The sequence below is a fragment of the Nonomuraea sp. SBT364 genome (genome assembly GCF_001083785.1).
Lineage (GTDB): Bacteria > Actinomycetota > Actinomycetes > Streptosporangiales > Streptosporangiaceae > Nonomuraea.
This window is the reverse complement of record NZ_LAVL01000104.1, coordinates 14,857-30,250: the sequence shown is the minus strand read 5'-3', so window position 1 is coordinate 30,250 and position 15,394 is coordinate 14,857. Positions and strand designations below refer to the sequence as shown.

General features: G+C 71.2%; 18 protein-coding genes. 7 read left to right on the top strand and 11 right to left on the bottom strand.

Going from position 1 to position 15,394, the window contains the following annotated elements; genetic code table 11:
* The first annotated feature begins 562 nt into the window (after positions 1–562).
* From ADY59_RS32770 to ADY59_RS32760, 3 genes are all read left to right on the top strand, one after another.
* Positions 563–964 carry a hypothetical protein gene (locus ADY59_RS32770; protein WP_049570446.1) on the top strand — a complete coding sequence of 134 codons (402 nt, stop codon included), beginning with the start codon at positions 563–565 and terminating at the stop codon, positions 962–964.
* Between the two features lie 350 nt (positions 965–1,314).
* Complete coding sequence (locus ADY59_RS53500; RefSeq protein WP_269433658.1) at positions 1,315–1,449, top strand: hypothetical protein; 135 nt, start codon at positions 1,315–1,317, stop codon at positions 1,447–1,449.
* Between the two features lie 5 nt (positions 1,450–1,454).
* Positions 1,455–1,673, top strand: a complete 219-nt coding sequence (locus tag ADY59_RS32760) for a hypothetical protein (protein WP_049570442.1) — start codon at positions 1,455–1,457, stop codon at positions 1,671–1,673.
* Here ADY59_RS32760 and ADY59_RS32755 read toward each other — a convergent pair whose 3' ends face one another.
* On the bottom strand, positions 1,674–2,141 hold the full coding sequence (locus tag ADY59_RS32755; protein ID WP_053175382.1) for a group II truncated hemoglobin: 468 nt from the start codon (positions 2,139–2,141) through the stop codon (positions 1,674–1,676).
* A gap of 52 nt (positions 2,142–2,193) precedes the next feature.
* Between ADY59_RS32755 and ADY59_RS32750 the strand changes: the two genes are divergently transcribed.
* Positions 2,194–2,778: a class I SAM-dependent methyltransferase gene (locus ADY59_RS32750; RefSeq protein WP_049570441.1), complete on the top strand. Its 585-nt coding sequence runs from the start codon at positions 2,194–2,196 to the stop codon at positions 2,776–2,778.
* Here the strand turns inward: ADY59_RS32750 and ADY59_RS32745 are convergent.
* Complete coding sequence (locus tag ADY59_RS32745; protein WP_156325871.1) at positions 2,759–3,274, bottom strand: hypothetical protein; 516 nt, start codon at positions 3,272–3,274, stop codon at positions 2,759–2,761. The two genes, ADY59_RS32750 and ADY59_RS32745, sit on opposite strands and share 20 nt — an antisense overlap.
* Before the next feature lie 235 nt (positions 3,275–3,509).
* Between ADY59_RS32745 and ADY59_RS32740 the strand changes: the two genes are divergently transcribed.
* Complete coding sequence (locus ADY59_RS32740) at positions 3,510–4,847, top strand: glycoside hydrolase family 6 protein (RefSeq protein WP_053175378.1); 1,338 nt, start codon at positions 3,510–3,512, stop codon at positions 4,845–4,847.
* A 3-nt stretch (positions 4,848–4,850) separates the two neighbouring features.
* Here the strand turns inward: ADY59_RS32740 and ADY59_RS32735 are convergent, their stop codons facing one another.
* From ADY59_RS32735 to ADY59_RS32715, 7 genes are all read right to left on the bottom strand, one after another.
* Positions 4,851–5,438, bottom strand: a complete 588-nt coding sequence (locus ADY59_RS32735; protein WP_049570435.1) for a GTP-binding protein — start codon at positions 5,436–5,438, stop codon at positions 4,851–4,853.
* A complete protein-coding gene (locus ADY59_RS32730) occupies positions 5,419–5,769 on the bottom strand; it encodes a DUF742 domain-containing protein (protein WP_082310584.1) in 351 nt (116 codons plus the stop codon). Before ADY59_RS32730 ends, ADY59_RS32735 begins: the two co-directional genes overlap by 20 nt.
* Positions 5,766–6,191 carry a roadblock/LC7 domain-containing protein gene (locus ADY59_RS32725; protein WP_049570429.1) on the bottom strand — a complete coding sequence of 142 codons (426 nt, stop codon included), beginning with the start codon at positions 6,189–6,191 and terminating at the stop codon, positions 5,766–5,768. The genes ADY59_RS32730 and ADY59_RS32725 overlap by 4 nt, the downstream gene beginning before the upstream one ends.
* On the bottom strand, positions 6,172–8,421 hold the full coding sequence (locus ADY59_RS32720) for a sensor histidine kinase (RefSeq protein WP_049570426.1): 2,250 nt from the start codon (positions 8,419–8,421) through the stop codon (positions 6,172–6,174). Before ADY59_RS32720 ends, ADY59_RS32725 begins: the two co-directional genes overlap by 20 nt.
* Positions 8,422–8,593: 172 nt before the next feature.
* A complete protein-coding gene (locus ADY59_RS53495; RefSeq protein ID WP_269433657.1) occupies positions 8,594–8,725 on the bottom strand; it encodes a hypothetical protein in 132 nt (43 codons plus the stop codon).
* 25 nt (positions 8,726–8,750) lie between these two features.
* Positions 8,751–8,900 (bottom strand): hypothetical protein, encoded by a 150-nt coding sequence (locus ADY59_RS50500; protein ID WP_156325870.1) that lies wholly within the window; start codon positions 8,898–8,900, stop codon positions 8,751–8,753.
* 207 nt (positions 8,901–9,107) lie between these two features.
* Positions 9,108–9,938 carry a hypothetical protein gene (locus tag ADY59_RS32715; RefSeq protein ID WP_156325869.1) on the bottom strand — a complete coding sequence of 277 codons (831 nt, stop codon included), beginning with the start codon at positions 9,936–9,938 and terminating at the stop codon, positions 9,108–9,110.
* A 165-nt stretch (positions 9,939–10,103) separates the two neighbouring features.
* Between ADY59_RS32715 and ADY59_RS32710 the strand changes: the two genes are divergently transcribed.
* Both ADY59_RS32710 and ADY59_RS32705 read left to right on the top strand, forming a co-directional pair.
* Complete coding sequence (locus ADY59_RS32710; RefSeq protein ID WP_049570422.1) at positions 10,104–10,307, top strand: hypothetical protein; 204 nt, start codon at positions 10,104–10,106, stop codon at positions 10,305–10,307.
* A gap of 67 nt (positions 10,308–10,374) precedes the next feature.
* Positions 10,375–10,587, top strand: a complete 213-nt coding sequence (locus tag ADY59_RS32705; RefSeq protein ID WP_156325868.1) for a hypothetical protein — start codon at positions 10,375–10,377, stop codon at positions 10,585–10,587.
* Here ADY59_RS32705 and ADY59_RS32700 read toward each other — a convergent pair.
* Both ADY59_RS32700 and ADY59_RS32695 read right to left on the bottom strand, forming a co-directional pair.
* Positions 10,569–11,069, bottom strand: a complete 501-nt coding sequence (locus ADY59_RS32700) for a hypothetical protein (protein WP_049570417.1) — start codon at positions 11,067–11,069, stop codon at positions 10,569–10,571. The genes ADY59_RS32705 and ADY59_RS32700 overlap by 19 nt on opposite strands.
* Before the next feature lie 19 nt (positions 11,070–11,088).
* Entirely contained in the window at positions 11,089–15,390 is a 4,302-nt protein-coding gene (locus ADY59_RS32695; RefSeq protein ID WP_049570414.1) for a hypothetical protein, read from the bottom strand.
* Positions 15,391–15,394 lie beyond the last annotated feature (4 nt).

Here is a 15,394-nt window from a genome sequence, read left to right as displayed (position 1 = left end):
CAAACTCTCCAAAAAAGGTTTGATACCAGGCAACATAATCTCCGTCAAAACTTTGACGAGGTGTTGCATGAAAAACTTCATGCACTGGCTTTTAACACACTGTTGAGTTCTCAAGAAACGGACGCATACTCCCCGGTCCTGCGAGAGGCGCTCATTTCGTTGTGTCTTAATTCTTTCAGCCGTTCAAGTCCCTGTCAAATTGACCGGACCCGCTCGACCTGCTGGAATTTCGACGCCCCGCTAACTTACCAGCCATTCGGACAGCTTCGAGCCATCCTTATGTCCAGCCAGAGAGTGGGATTCGCCGGGCAGCTCCGGAGCTTGATCAGCTCCTCGTCGCCCGCGCCTCAGCAACTCTAGCAGTCTCCAAGACCGCCGTGGCCCGTCTTAGGTAATCATGACGTTCTTCCCTGCCCTGGCAACCCCCAAACCTCTGCACTGCCTTGGGCAAGGACCGGTCCCGGCGCCGCACCTGAACCGCGCAAGTGCCCGGCAAGTCATCCGCAATCGCTCACAGGTACGAACTACGTACGAGCAGACTGCGCTCTCGGAGGTGCCCGCCATGACCCGCTCGGAGTTCGACGACATCCGCGCTTTCCTCGCCGACGATGCGACCCGACCGGAGGATCTCCTGCGTGTCGCGCGCACCCTCGTCGACGACCTTGAGCACGCCCGGATGCGTGAGGCCGTCATGCGCACCCATTACCTGCGGCTGCTGACCGCCGCCCGGGCCACGGTGGCGGCGGAGTCCGCGGGGGCGCCCGAGCCCATGTCCTTCGTCAGGCACGAGCTGGCCGAGCACGGTCAGCTGCCTGCGAACGGTGAGGCTGTCCAGCGCATCCTGTCCGACGCCCGCACGGCGGCCGCGCTGCTGGCGTGCCTGGAGCAGCATGCCCAGCCGCGCCCCCGTCCCGTCCTGCGCCTGCGCCGCTGTGTCGGCACCGTCCGCACCCTGCCGCGCTGAATCCGGCAACGAGCCGCACCTTCCGCGGTGCCGCCGGCAGCCGGCCGAGCCATCCCCTTGGGTCCGAGCGTGAGCCGCGCCTTCCAAGCTGACTCAGGCAGCCGGCGAACCGTCCCGCCCTCAGCGCCGCCGCCCGGCCCGACGCCGGAAGGCCCGGCCTGCCGCGCCGTCCCCGCCCGGCAGGAAGGCTTCACGCCACCGGCACGGACACTCCCACAGACGAGGGCCCGCGTGCATCACCGGATGACGACCGGCGACATACCCGCGCTTGGCGAAATGACTGGGAGACTGCGCATATGTGGCAACGCGGGATGAACTGGGCGGCTATCGCTTTGGTCGGGACATTCAGCGTGTTGTGGCTGGGTGTCGTGGTGTACGCGGACGTGGCCTCTGCCCCATGGATGCGCGCCGGTCAGGCGGTGTTCGCCCTGCTCCTGCTCGGATGGGCCGTGCGGAAGGCGGCTCTCATGATCGGCAAGGCGTGAGTTCGATGAGCGAGCAACCGTACGAGGTCAGCCTGGACCTGGGCGACGACCCGCAGGCGTCGTTCGCGGCGATGTACCTGGACCGGCTCCCGCAGCGGCACCGGATCGACGAGATAGACGACGAGGCCGCCCGCGGAATCTCCCGGTGGACGCGAGAGGAGGACGTACGTGAATCCGACACGCACGTCGACCCGCTCGCCGAGCCCGAGTGCTACTTCGACTGACTACGGCATGTACGGCGGCGCGACTCCCCAGCCCCAGCGAGGCATCGGCGCCTGGGGCGGAGGCGTGGCGCCGGGCTGCGAGTTCTGGCGGGCGAGCCGGGTGCCCCACTCGATGTAGCCGAAGAACGCGGCCCTGAACTCAGGGTCGTCGGGCAGTCCCACCTCGTCGGCGGCGTCCATGAGCAGGCTCACCCACCGCCGGCGCTGCGGTTCGGTGATGGACTTGCCCAGGTGGTAGGAGAGCATGTGCGCATATCCGCCGCGCTCATCGGTGTAGCGGGTGGGCCCGCCGAACACCTCGGCCAGCCACATGGCCACGTGTTTCGGGTGATCCGCGTCCATGTGCGCGAACAGCGGCCCGATGAGCTCGTCCTTGACGACCTGCCCGTAGAAGACCTCGGTCAGCCGTTCCAGCGCTTCACTGCCGCCGGCCCATTCGTAGAGGGTCGGCACGTGTTGATCAGCCATGTAATGATGTAATCATTGAGCGTCGATGGTGTGCAAGCCCCATAATCTCGGGATGTTCGACCATAACGACCACTACCACGCCCTGCTGCTGAGGCAGCTCCCGCCGGCCGCCGGTCAGGCGCTCGACGTGGGATGCGGCACCGGCGCGTTCGCCCGCGCCCTCGCCGCGCGCGGGCTGGAGGTGGACGCCGTCGACCCGGACGAGGCGGTCATCGGGGCGGCACGCCCGACGCCGGGCGTGCGGTTCACGCGCGGCGACATCACGACGATGGATCTCGCGCGCGACCGGTACGACTTCGTCTCCTGCCTGGCGAGCCTGCACCACGTGCCGTTCGGCACCGTCGGCCGGCTGCGGGAGGCGCTGGCCCCCGGCGGGGTGCTGGCGGTGCTGGGCTGCTATCGCGAGAGCACCTGGTCCGACCACGTGATCAGCACGGCGGCCGTCCCGGTCAACGCCGCCGTCCGGCTGGCGCTGGCCGGCCGCGCGGCGAGCTCTCCCGTGCGGGCGCCGGTCAGCCCGCCGTCGATGACGCTCGCGGACGTCCGTGAGCAGGCGGCCACGCTTCTGCCGGGGGCCCGGATCCGCCGACTGCTCTTCTGGCGTTACCTGCTGCTCTTCAGAAAGCCTCGCACGTGACGTACCAGCGCCCCGAGAGGTGATCGGCCGAGGTGGCCCGGATCGTCCCGGTGGAATAGGTGAGCCCGCAGAACTCCAGCCATCCTCCGGAGCCCACGACGCCGAGATCGGTACTGCCGATATGCCGTACGGCACGGCCGACGGGGAACAGACCGACCCATTCGACGCCCAGCCCGGCCTCGACATCCCCGACGGTGACGCTTTCCGGATGCATCGGCAGCGACCGTACGTAAGCCGACAGGGCGCGCTCGGAAACGGCGAAGGCCAACCGGATGGGCAGGTCGGCGGCCAGGGCGGCGCAGGTCGCGGCGGCGAGCAGCGGGCCGACGGCGGCCCATTTCCGATAGCGGCGCAAGAAGAACAGCACGCACCACGCAATGGCCGCCAAAATCCAAAACATCAACGCATAGGACCAGATATAAAGGCTGCCGCCGGGAAATATCGCCCCAATCATGCTCGCGGTGGCCGCGATGACCGGTGGCACCACCAGCCACAACCACCGCACATCCCTACGCCTGACCGGTCCCCCTGGCCCATGCACACCAGGGACCATAGCAAGGCGCCTGCTGAAAGTTTCACCCTTCCGCACAGCCGAACAGCCTGCCCCGCCTGTGCCTTTCGCCGAACGGCCGCGCCGCGGCCCGCGCGGACCCTTCTGGGACGGCGACCGGCTCCCTACCATCCGAGTGAACCCCCGTGGGAGCGCTCCCACATCATCGGACGGAGTATCCATGTCTCGCAGCAGGCCCTTGGTGGCCGCCATCGTCGCCGCGGCCGTCACGGCGGTGGCGGGGGCGGCCGTCTTCACCTCCTCCGCCGTCCAGGCCGCCGACTCCGCGTTCTACGTCGACCCGCAGACCAACGCCGCCAAGTGGGTGGCCGCCAACCCCGGCGACAGCCGCGCGGCCGTCATCAGGGACCGCATCGCGGCCGTGCCGCAGGGCCGCTGGTTCGCCAGCTACAACCCGTCGGCCGTGCGCGGCCAGGTCGACGCGTACGTGGGCGCCGCGGCGGCGGCCGGCAAGATCCCGATCATGGCCGTGTACGCGATGCCGAACCGCGACTGCGGCGGCCCGAGCGCGGGCGGCGCCCCCGACCACGCCGCGTACCGCGGCTGGATCGACCAGATCGCCGCGGGCCTGGGCGGCCGGCCGGCCACGATCGTCCTGGAGCCCGACGCGCTGGCGATCATGTCCAACTGCATGAACTCCGCCGAGCAGGCCGAGGTCAAGGCGTCCATGGCCTATGCCGGGCAGCGCTTCAAGGCGACGTCCTCCCAGGTCAAGGTGTACTTCGACATCGGGCACGACGCCTGGCTGTCGCCGTCGGAGGCCGCTTCCCGGCTGAACGGCGCCCAGGTCGGCACCAGCGCAGACGGCATCGCCGTCAACACCTCCAACTACCGTTCGACGCCCGGCCTGGTCTCCTACGCCAAGAGCGTCATCTCGGCGACCGGCGTCTCCGGCCTGGGCGCGGTGATCGACACCAGCCGCAACGGCAACGGCCCGGCCGGCAGCGAGTGGTGCGACCCGGCGGGCCGTGCCACCGGCACCTGGAGCACCACCGACACCGGCGACCCGGCGATCGACGCCTACCTGTGGGTCAAGCCGCCGGGTGAGGCCGACGGCTGCATCGCCTCTGCGGGCCAGTTCGTCCCGCAGCGGGCGTACGACCTGGCCATGGCCGCGCCCCAGCCCACCATCACGCCGACCGTCACGGTGACGCCCACGGTCACGGTCAGCCCGACCGTCACCCCGACGGGCACGCCCGGCTGCACCGCGACGTACAAGCTGGTCAACCGCTGGCAGGGCGGCTTCCAGGCCGAGGTCACGGTGCGCAACACCGGCTCGGCGCCGATCAGCGGCTGGCGGGTCGGCTGGGCGTTCGGCGGCGGTCAGTCGATCTCGCAGCTGTGGAACGGCTCGGTGTCCGGCAGCGGCGGCAACGTGACCGTCTCCAACCTGGGCTGGAACGGCGCGGTGGGCCCGAACGCGACCACCACGTTCGGCTTCCTCGCCACCGGGAACGGCGAGAGCACGCCGTCCCCGATCAGCTGCACGAGCTCCTGACGGCTATCTCCGGCTCACCGCGTGGGTGACGAGCGTGGTGAGCACGTCCTTGACCGAGGCGCGGTTGCGCGCGTCGCACATGACGACCGGAGTGCTCTCGTCCAGCCCGACGGCCCGCCGTACTTTCGCAGGATCGTGACGGCGGGCCCCGTCGAAGCAGTTGACCGCGACCACGAACGGCAGCTTGAGCTGCTCGAAGTAGTCCACCGCCGGGAAGCAGTCCTGCAGGCGGCGGGTGTCGGCGAGGACGACGGCGCCCAGCGCGCCGAGCGCCAGTTCGTCCCACATGAACCAGAACCGGTCCTGACCGGGCGTGCCGAAGAGGTAGAGCCAGAGGTCTTCGCGGATGGTGATGCGGCCGAAGTCGAGCGCCACCGTGGTGGCGACCTTGGTCTCGACGCCGGACAGGTCGTCCACGCCGACGCCGCGGTCGCTGAGCAGTTCCTCGGTGTGCAGCGGGCGGATCTCGCTGATGGTGCCGACCATCGTCGTCTTGCCGACGCCGAAACCACCCGCGATCAGGATCTTCAGGGCCGTCGCGGTGAGCGTCCCGCCGGAGGGCCGGGGGCGGTCAAAGCCTGCGAATTCCATGCAGTACATCCCTGTAGGTACGTTCGTCGATCGTCTGGTTGGCAGGCTGCGGCGGGTCGATGTTCACCAGGCCCTCGCGCCGCAGGTCGCCGAGGAGCACGCGGGTGATGTTGAGCGGCAGGCCGAGCTGCGCCGCCACGTCGGCCACCGGCGTCGGCCGGCGGCAGATGGACAGCATGGCGTGATGCTCGGGGTTCAGGCCGGGCAGCTCGAACGGTGTCCTGATCGTCGTGACGATCGCCACCAGATCGAACGACTCACCGGGCGGCCGAGCCCGGCCACCCGTGAGCCCGTACAACCGGACCAGCGGTCCGGGATCCTCATCTGTCACGGTGCCATCCCGTTCCATACGGGCGCGGGCGCGGCTCCTCTCGGCTGGGTGGAGAGGTGCTCGCCGACGCGCTTGACGAGCAGCGCCATCTCGTACGTGATCAGTCCCAGCTCGGCGTCACCGGCGGCCAGTACGGCCAGCCGGGCGCCCTGTCCGGCGGCCGTGACGAACAGGAAACCCCCCTCCAGCTCCACGATCGTCTGGCGGACGCCGCCGAGCCCGAAGTGCCGCCCGGCACCCAGGGCCAGGCTGTGGCTGCCTGCCGCGATGGCCGCCAGATGCTCGTTGTCCTCCCGGGTCATGCCCTGGGATCCGCCCATCGTCAGACCGTCGGCCGACAGCAGGACGGCGTGCCGTACGCCCGCGACCCGGTGGGTCAGGTCGTCGAGCAGCCAGCTCAGCTCAGATCTCGCGTCGGCCATGGGTATCCCTTTCGTTGCGCACGTCACGGCTCTCCTCCGCTTCCTTGCGCCCCTGCCGCCAGCCCTCCTGCATGGAGGTCATCAGGTCGTGGAGCTCCTGGGGGGAGCGGGTGGAGACGTCGGGCTCCTGCCGTGGACGTGTCTTGCGGAGTTGTGGTGCGAGGCTGGCCTGCCGTACCCGTACCGGCAGTCCGTCCAGGTCGTCGTCGGTCTCGTGGCGTGGTGCGGGCACGGGCGGCGGCGGAGGCGGGGGCAGGGGCCGTACGGCGGAGGGCGCCGGGACCGGCCGGGACGGCAGCGTCGAGACGGGCTCGAACAGCGAGACCGTGTTGTGCGGGAGGGCCTGCACGGGCTCGGTGAGCACGGTGACCGGGACCATGAGGATCGCCGTCGTGCCGTCGTAGGGCGACGGGCGCAGGGTGACCTTGATCCCGTGGCGGGCGGCCAGCCGGGAGACCACGAAGATGCCCATCCGGTCGCTGCCCGCCAGGTCGAACTCGGGCGGCGTGGCGAGCTGGGCGTTGAGCTCGGCCATCGTGGCGGCGTTCATGCCCAGGCCGCGGTCCTCGACCTCGATGGCGAAGCCGTTGGCCGCGGCCAGGCCGCGCACCTGCACGCTGGTGTTGGGCGGGGAGAAGGCGGTGGCGTTCTCGATCAGCTCGGCGATCAGGTGGATGACGTCGGTGACGGCGGCGCCCGCGAGCATCGGGGCCTGCGGCATCGGCTGGATGGTCACGCGCGTGTAGTCCTCGACCTCCAGCGCGGCGCTGCGGATCACGTCGTGGATCGGCACCGGGTCCCGCCAGCGCCGGCCGGGGGCCGCGTCGGACAGGATGATCAGGTTTTCCGCGTGGCGGCGCATGCGGGTGGTGAAGTGGTCGAGCTTGAACAGCCCTTCCAGCGTGTCGGGGTCCTCGGCCTTGCGTTCCATCGCGTCGAGCAGCGTGAGCTGGCGGTGCAGCAGCGCCTGGTTGCGCCGGGCCAGGTTGAGGAAGACCTGGCCGACGCCCTTGCGCAGGGTGGCCTGCCCGACGGCGGCCTCGACGGCGGTGTGCTGCACGGCGGAGAACGCCTGCACGACCCGTTCGACCTCGGCGGTCCTGGCCCTCTCCAGCTCCGTGGTCATCTCGGCGGGGTCGACGTCCTCGCCCTTGCGCAGGCGCTCGACCAGTTTGGGCAGCCGGACCTCGGCCAGCTCGACGGCCGAGCCCTGCAGCTTCTTCAGCTCGTTGATCATTGATCGGCCGAACCGGTACGACAGCACGATCGACAGCAGCACGGCCAGCAGGCCGAGGCCGAGCACCACGCCGATGCGCACCAGGCCCTCGAACACCAGGCCCTCGCCCTTCAGGGTGGCGCGCCGCAGGTCCTTGCCGGCGTTGCCGCTCAGCCCGGCGAACGCCTCGGCCGAGTCGAGCCGCCAGGAGGTGGCCGTCACGGGCACGATGCCCCGCACGTTCCATCCGTAGACGGCGTCCTCGGCCTGCTCGAAGCGCTGGTAGGCGGTGGTGGCGGCGAGCTGCTCGTGCCAGGCGCGCAGCTCGGGGCCGATGTCGCGCAGGGCGTCGGCGAGCTGGACCCGCCGTGCGGTCATGGCCGCCACGAACGCCGCGTGCTCGGTGCGGGTCATCTGCCCGCGTTCCAGCGCCGGGGCGAGCACGGCGGCCTCCCTGGAGGCGTACTCGGAGGCCGAGCTGTAGGCGGACAGGCCGCGCAGCACCCGGTAGGACGACACCTCGGTGATCCGCTCGGCGCCGCCGAACTGCCGGTTGGCGACGCTGATCATCACGTTGTACTTCTCGGTGGTGACCAGCGGGGCCTCGTCGCCGAGGTCGGCGGCGGCCCGCAGTCCGGACAGGCCGTCCAGGGCCTTCAGCAGCGCCTGCACGGTCTCGGGCGCGGTGCCGGCCTGCGGCTGCTCGGCGAGCCCGGCCGCCACGTCGCGCACCCGGGCGACCGCCTGGTCGGTGGCCTGCCGCTGCGTCCCGAGCTGCGTGTCGCCGGCGGCCCGGCCCGCGAGCTCGGCGGTCAGCAGGCGCTCGCGCTGGAGCGCGATGATCAGGTCACGCGACGGCGCGCCGACCGCGTCCCACTCGCCACGGCTCTGCGCGAACCCTGACGTCTCGGACACCATGCTGTACGCGATGTACCCCCACAGGGCGACGAGCGAGACCAGAGGCACCAGGAGGATCCGGAGGATCTTCCGGCGGATCGGCGGGGCGGATTTCATGCGCTATGTCCAATCCGCGCTTGTCCTGCGCATAGTCGGTCTGCCTGGTGGGCGGCAAGTGCCTGGTGTGCACGCCGCGACGGATGCGCGTTGTGATCTGCCCCACTATGCCGCTGGCGTCCCGACTCGACAAGCCACCGACTCAAAAGTTGATATTTCGATATCTCAGTAGTTATGCCGGCGTTCGTGCGGTGATCGCGAGGGTGTACGGAACCGGGCGGTCGCCGGGCTCGTACACCCTGGTGAGGATCAGCCCGGCGTCCAGGAAGGCGTTGATCAGGTCGGGCAGCGGCTTGTGGCTCATGCCGACGCGATCGCTGACCCCGCCCTCACGCCACCACGGCCCCGTCGTCACGGGGTTCGATGTGCGGGCCGTTGAAGCACGGGTGCATGCCGTAGAACAGCGGCAGCCCGCCCGGCCGCAGCACCCGGGCGGCCTCGCCGAGCAGGCCGGCGAAGTCGGCGATGTCGGAGGACACCCAGATCGCGGCGGCGGGCCGGACGCAACTGGCCGCCCGAGCGGTCGAGCCCGATCACGGTCCTGCCCGTGGAGCGGATGGCGTCGAGGTAGAGCCCGGTTCCGCAGCCCAGGTCCAGGCACGGGCCGTCGCCGGGGCCCAGCAGTCCGGTCACCTCGGCGGCGTTGGCGGCGGCCGCTTCGGCGTTGAAGCCGTCGTAGCGGGCGGTCACGGGATCTCGGCGGCGACCAGCTCCGACACGGCGAGCGGGCGGAAGGTGGCCAGCATCGCGAGGAGCTGGAGCTCGGTCGCCGCCGGGCCCCTGAGCCGCACCACGGCGTCGCCGCGGCGCGCGTACAGGGCCCTGTCGTCGCTCTCGGCGCTCACCCAGACGTCTTCGCGCAGTTCCCGGCAGGGCTCCGCGCCGTCGGACGCGCAGGCCTCCTCCGGGGTCCCCGCGCCGCGCGCCCGCACGGTGACCTCGATGCCCGTCCCCTGCCCCGCGTACTCGAGGTTCAGCTCCGCCTCGTCGGGATTCTCCGTGGAGTCCCAGACGTAGGTGAGGTCGAAGCCGTCGAGGGCGGGTCCGATCACCGGCACCCCGGCGCGCTCCAGGCGCTCGGCCTGCGCACCGGCGGCGATCACGTCCTGAGCCGTCCAGAGGCCGAGGCAGGTCACGGCGATCAGCCCGGCGGCCCACGCCCTGGCCTTGCCGTAACCCGGCAGCACCATCGCGGCGGGCGCCACGTACCCGATCGCGCCGAGGACCATGAAGACGGCGGTCCCGGCCACCACGCCGAAGTCCATGGCCGTGAAGAGCGTCAGGCCGGCGATGCCGAACGCGATCAGCAGCGCGTACAGCAGGAAGGGCGCCAGCGTGGACACCGCCCAGGAGACCGGCAGCCTGCCGAACCAGCTCAGGAACATGCCCAGCGGGAACGGCAGCAGGACCATCGCCATGACGGTCAGAGGCTCGTCGCCACCGCCGAACACGAAGAGGATGGCCTCGGCGATACCGACGACGGCTCCTACGAGCGCGGCTCTGACTAATGCACTCATACACCGATCTTGCCTGATTCAGCCCCGAACTGGGCGGGCAATGGACGGATCCGTGGCGTCCGAGTCGCCCGGCAGAGATGGGGGGCGGTGGCTTCGGCGCGGCACGTTCAAGCGGAGAGTAGACTGTCTACATGTAGGTGGTCTACATATTAGGGAGGCGTGGTCATGAGTGAGACCCGGGAATCCGCCTGGCCGGCGGTGAGGCTCGTCATCCTCATGCTCGCGGGCGTCGTCGTCGGCAACGTGGCCCTCGCGCTGCTGACGACCAGGGACCCGGGGCTCGGATTCGACGAGCTCATCGCCTTCGGCGGCGGTGCGCTGCTGGGCGTGGCGGTCGAGTTCGGCATCCTCCGCCGGTCCAGGCGCTGAACCGCGCGCGAGCGGTCCCTCGAAATGGCAGGTGCCGGCTTCCGGGTGAGCGATGCGATCATTCCTCATGGGCAGCATCGCATCGTCGTCGGATCGGGACTTGCGTGTCATTCACGGACCGTTCTTCGAGGAGTGGGAATTCGCCACCCTCATGGGCTTCTCCCGAGACGAAATCGCCTGTCCCGCGACGCCGCGGGAAATCGCGCAGGTGCTGGCTCGGTGGCTGGGCGATGACGGATACGACGAGACGGCCAAGGGCGTCTATGACCGGCTGCGGTAGGCGTTGACGGTGATCAGGCCGGCTGCGTGGAGGCTGGTCAGGAGGGTCCAGTCGTCGGCGGGGTCGAGCCAGATCTGGAGGTCCGCCGGGCCCGACGGTCTCGGGAGGGCGCCGGTGGGCTGGTAGAAGGTCGAGACGAGGACCAGGGGGATCGGCGCCGTCCAGCGGGCCGGGGCCGGGGGTTCGTGTCGCGGGCCGAGGAGCACGGCGCGTTCCGCCTCGGTGCACGCGTCGAGCGATCGTCCGGCCGCGAGCTCGGCTTGCAGCCTGACCTGCATGTCCAGCGCCAGGCGGACGCGGGCGGTCCCGTCCTCGGGGGGCTCGGGAATGAGCATGTCGATCAGTTCGGCGGGGTCGTCGGCGTAGCCTCGGCGGGCGCCGCCCGCGTGGATCATCTCGAAGCGGTACGGCCGGCCGTCGGCTTTGACCGGGGCCGCCGGAGCCGGCTCCGCCGACGAGGTGTTGCGGATGATCACGGCCATGGGTGGCCTCCGGGTGGGGTCATTGCGGGAGCGCCCAGCGGGTGGCGGCGTACAGGGCGGTGAGCTGCTCCTTGTCGGCGGCCCGCCAGAACAGCTCGTCCATCAGGCTTCGGAAGGACAGGCTCCCCCGCTCGGTGCGGTCCTGCGCGGGATCGCCGAAGAGTGCGGCATGGGTGCCCAGCGGGTCGGGCCGGCCCCGGTTGGGCAGTTCGCCCAGCGTCGCGTTGCGGAACGCCGCCTCGACCAGGGCGAGCGACACCTTCACCTGCGACTGGATGACGGCGGGGTCGAGCGAACCGTCCCACAGCCGCAGCTCGATGTGATCCTTCGAGGACCCCTTCATGGCCTGCATGTTCACCGCGGACTCGTGGCCGCTGTTGCGGTGCCGCACCGGGCCGATCGCCTCGTAACCCGCCGAGGGCAGTTCGTTGGGGCGGCAGTGCTTGAGGCCGCGATGGCTCTCCGCCTCCGGGTTTTGCGCGAGTCTGTACAGCGTGTCGGCGTGATGGCCCACCTGATTCAGCACACTTGTGTAGTTCTCCACGATGTGGTCGTAGTCGTGCGTGCTCACATGGACGTGCCCACCGGTCCGCGGGCCGGCCGTGCCGCCGTGGGATCGGATGATCTCGACGGCGAGGCGGAGGTTCTCCCAGGTCGCGGGCTCGTCGTACAGGATGGGCGAGACCAGTTCGCCGGTGACCGTGCCGTCCTTCTCCAGCGTCCACAGGCCGAGCCCGCCGTTCTTCCCCGAGCTGTAACCCTGGCCCTTCATCGTGTGATAGCTGTGCTGCCGATCGTCGCCGGTCAGTCCGGCCTCGTGCAGGGCATGGGCGATGGCCTGCAGCCCCTGGCGGGCCAGCGCGTCCGGGAGGTCGAACTCGAGCTCCAGCCCGAACCCGCGCCCGCCGTCACGGGCGGCGAGGGACGCGGTGGCGTCGTCGAGCATGTACGGGATCACCGCCTCTCCCCTGACGGCCCGTTCCACGGCCTGGTCGTAGGCGTTCCGGAACGCCGCGAGATCTCTCGTGAAGGACACCTCCGGACGATCCGGCCAGCGCTGCCACGCCCGGGCCCGGGCCTCCAGCGAGGCGACGCGTTCCTGTTCCGCCACGGCCAGCAGGTCAGGGCCGGTCAGCAGGGACCGGACGCGGCGCAGGACGGGGCTCCCCTCCGGATGGGCCTGCCGCGCCGCCTCGTGCTCGCGGCTCGCGGCCTCCCGGGCGTCCCGTACGGACGAGGGGGACAGATCGTGCAACCCGGGCGGGAGATCCGGCAGCCGGGGCACGGGGGTGCCGGCGTCCCGGGTCAGGGCGTCGAGCACCTGCCGCCGGTCGACCGGCGCGAAGAGGTCGAAGCCGTTCCGCTGGATCTCGGTCGCCCTGTCGGCCAGCCGTTCGACGGAATGGCCGAGACCCGCGTCCACCGCCAGGCGGCGCAGCGGCTCGAACACCGGCAGCCGCGAGGGCGCCTCGGAGCCGGTGATCTCGGCGAGGCGGGCCAGGGCTCGCGCCGCGTCGTCGCTCGGCCGCGCGACGTCGTTCTCGGCCGCGATCCGCAGCCCGTCCCAGAGGTACGGGTCCCGCGTCCGGTGAGTGGTGAGCAGGTCGGTGAGCTCCCGCGGGCCGGCCACCCGCGTGAGGTCGGCGCCGTGCTCCCGCGCGTCCTCGGCCAGGCGGACGAGTTGCTCGACCGAGCGTCCTTGGCCCGCCTCTCCGGCCAGGCGGTCCAGCGGAAGCGCCCCGCTCTCCGGGCGGGTGGCGATCTCGTCCAGGAGCGCGAGCAGCCGTGCCGTCGGCTCGCCGAGACCGGGCAGGGCGTGCCTTTCGGCGAGCAGCACGCCGTTCCACAGGTACGGGTCCTCCTGCCGGAAGGCGTCCATGGCCGCGCGGAAGGCCGCGTCCCCGGTCGTGCCGTGCGGGAAGTGGCCGTTCTGGTGAGCCGCTCGGAAGACCGGGAGCAGCTCCCTGATGTCGCGGATGCCGTACCGCTCGAGCACGGGTCTGGTGAAGTCGCGGACCCTGGTGGAGGTGACGGGGTCGCCCATCATCTCGATCATCAGCCCGATCGTGCGTGCCTGCGTGGCGTCGGCGTCGTGGAAGGAGAACCGGAGCTGGTTCCGGAATCCCGTCCAGCGGTAGGAGTCCGCCGCCATCATCCGGTTGAGGACACCGGTCAGGGCCGCGCGGTCGGTCGCGGCGGCCGGGGACAGCTCGTACCGCTGGGCGTCGTTGAAGACGTCGACCAGGGCGTCGATCTCAAGACGCAGGCCGAGGTCCGCCGCGACGTCCTGGATGGCCCTCGACGGGTCGGGCCCACCGATGCTCCGGCCCATCTGGGCCAGGGCTCGCGCGGTCGCGTCGTCCCGGCGGGTGACGGGCAGCTGTTCCGCCAGGCGCCGGCCTTCCGCCAGGAGCACCTCGTCCGGTACGGGCCGCTGGGCGGGGGCGGAGCTGTCGGGCGGGCCGCCGAGCAGCCGTTCGATCCGGTTCGCCGGGCCGGGGCGGCTGCCGTCCGGGTCGCCGGCGTTGCCGGGCGTCCAGCGGTGGACGATCGCCGCGGCTTCGGCGAAGTTCCTGGGCCGCGGATCCGCTATCGGAGAGTGACCGTCGGGCGCCTGATGCGGGGCTTGCGGGTGTGCCCGGTCCTGGACGGCGGTGCTCGTCGGCTCCTGCGGGGACCGGGGCGTGCCGGGGTCGGCCTCCGGCATCGCTCCGGTGGGCCGGTACGCGTGGGGTGCCACGGGGGTGGGCTGTTCTGTCCGATGGTCGGGTGTCGTCCGGGGTGGGGCCGGCTCGCGCGCTGGTTGGGCGTCCGGGCGGGGCTGCTGGTGTCGTTCGGGCGTGCCCTCGCCGCCGGTGGCGTCGCCGGGGGTCGCGGTGATGGTCGCCGGGATCAGCGAGCTCCGTGGCAGGTGCCCCGGGCCCGCGGCCTCGGCTCGGGAGGTGGAGGGGGTGCTCTGGTTGATCGGGGCACGCTCGGCGGGCAGGTGCTGCGAGCTGCGCTCGGCGGGCAGGTGCTGGGCGGGGCGCTCTCCCGTGAAACCTTGTGGGGTGCGCGTGGGGGGTCCGCCTTGTGGTGGGGATTTGTCACCGCTGGGCAGTGGCGTGTCGTGGCGTCGTACGACCTCGCCGGCGATCGCCCCGTTCGCGAGCACGTGGGGGCCGTCGGCGGCGGCGGTGGGAGCTCTGGGAGCAGGCGGGGATGCGGGCGGCGGGCCGGTGTCGGCGGACGGCGCGTCGGCGAGCGTCGTCTCGCCGACGGCGGCGGCGAGCGGCCGGGCGGCCGCGGGCTCCCCGGCCGGGTGCGGTGCGCCGGCCGGGTGCGGCTCGCCGGGGACGGCGGGTGTGGGGTCGCCGATCTGGGCGGCCGCCCGCATCGGCAGGTAGCTCACCCGGGCCGAGGCCGGGATGTCGAGGCCGCCGGCGACGCCGGAGATGAAGGCGTAGGTGAGATGTGAGCCGTCCAGCTGCCCGCCGAGCGCCAGCGCGGGGACGGCGCCGCCCGTGCCCGCCACCCCGCCCAGCAGCGCCTGGCCGTACATGCTCTGCCCGATCGCCACGATCTTGTCGCGGACGGCCAGCTCCGCCCGGGAGGCGCCGTACACCATCTGCCTGCTCAGCAGGCGTGACAGAGCGGCGTTCGCGCCGCCGAACAGGGCGCCGGTCAGGGCGCCGCTGCCGGCCGACATCGCCAGCGACGCGAGGTCGAAATCGCCCGCTTCGCGGTCCCCCCAGAGCTGTTGCGCCACCTGTACGCCGAGGTCCAGGCCGCCCATGATGCCGGCGAACTTGAGCATGCTCGTGAGGACGAGCCGCTTCATCGTCTGGATGCTCATCTGGGTCAGCAGCGTCTGATGCCTGATCAGCGCCAGAACGGCCGGGCCGTTGACGTAGATCCACACCAGCAGCCTGACGATCATCGCCCCGAGCAGCGCCAGCGAGGCGTAGATCATCCACTCGGTGTGCTGCATCCGCACGCCGTGCTCGCGCAGGGCGGCCGCCTCGTCCCGGAGGGCCTGCTCCAGCAGGTCGAGCAGCGCCTCGCCGGAGGCGGCCCCGGTGCTGCCCGCCTGCCCGCCGAGGGCCGCGAACGTCTGCTCGAACGTCTCCTTGGCGGCGCCCTGCCATTCCTGGCCGCGCAGCATCCTGACGACCGCGCCGGCGTCCTCCGCCTTGATCCCGGCCAGGAGGTCCGCCAGGCTCTCCAGTGTCCGCGCCTCCGCGAGGACCCCGCCGACGTCGGTCTCCGGGAACGCGCCGCCCGTCAACGGCTTCGCCAGCGGCTTCACCACGTCGGGCACCAGGCTGAGGTCAAGCCCCATCAGC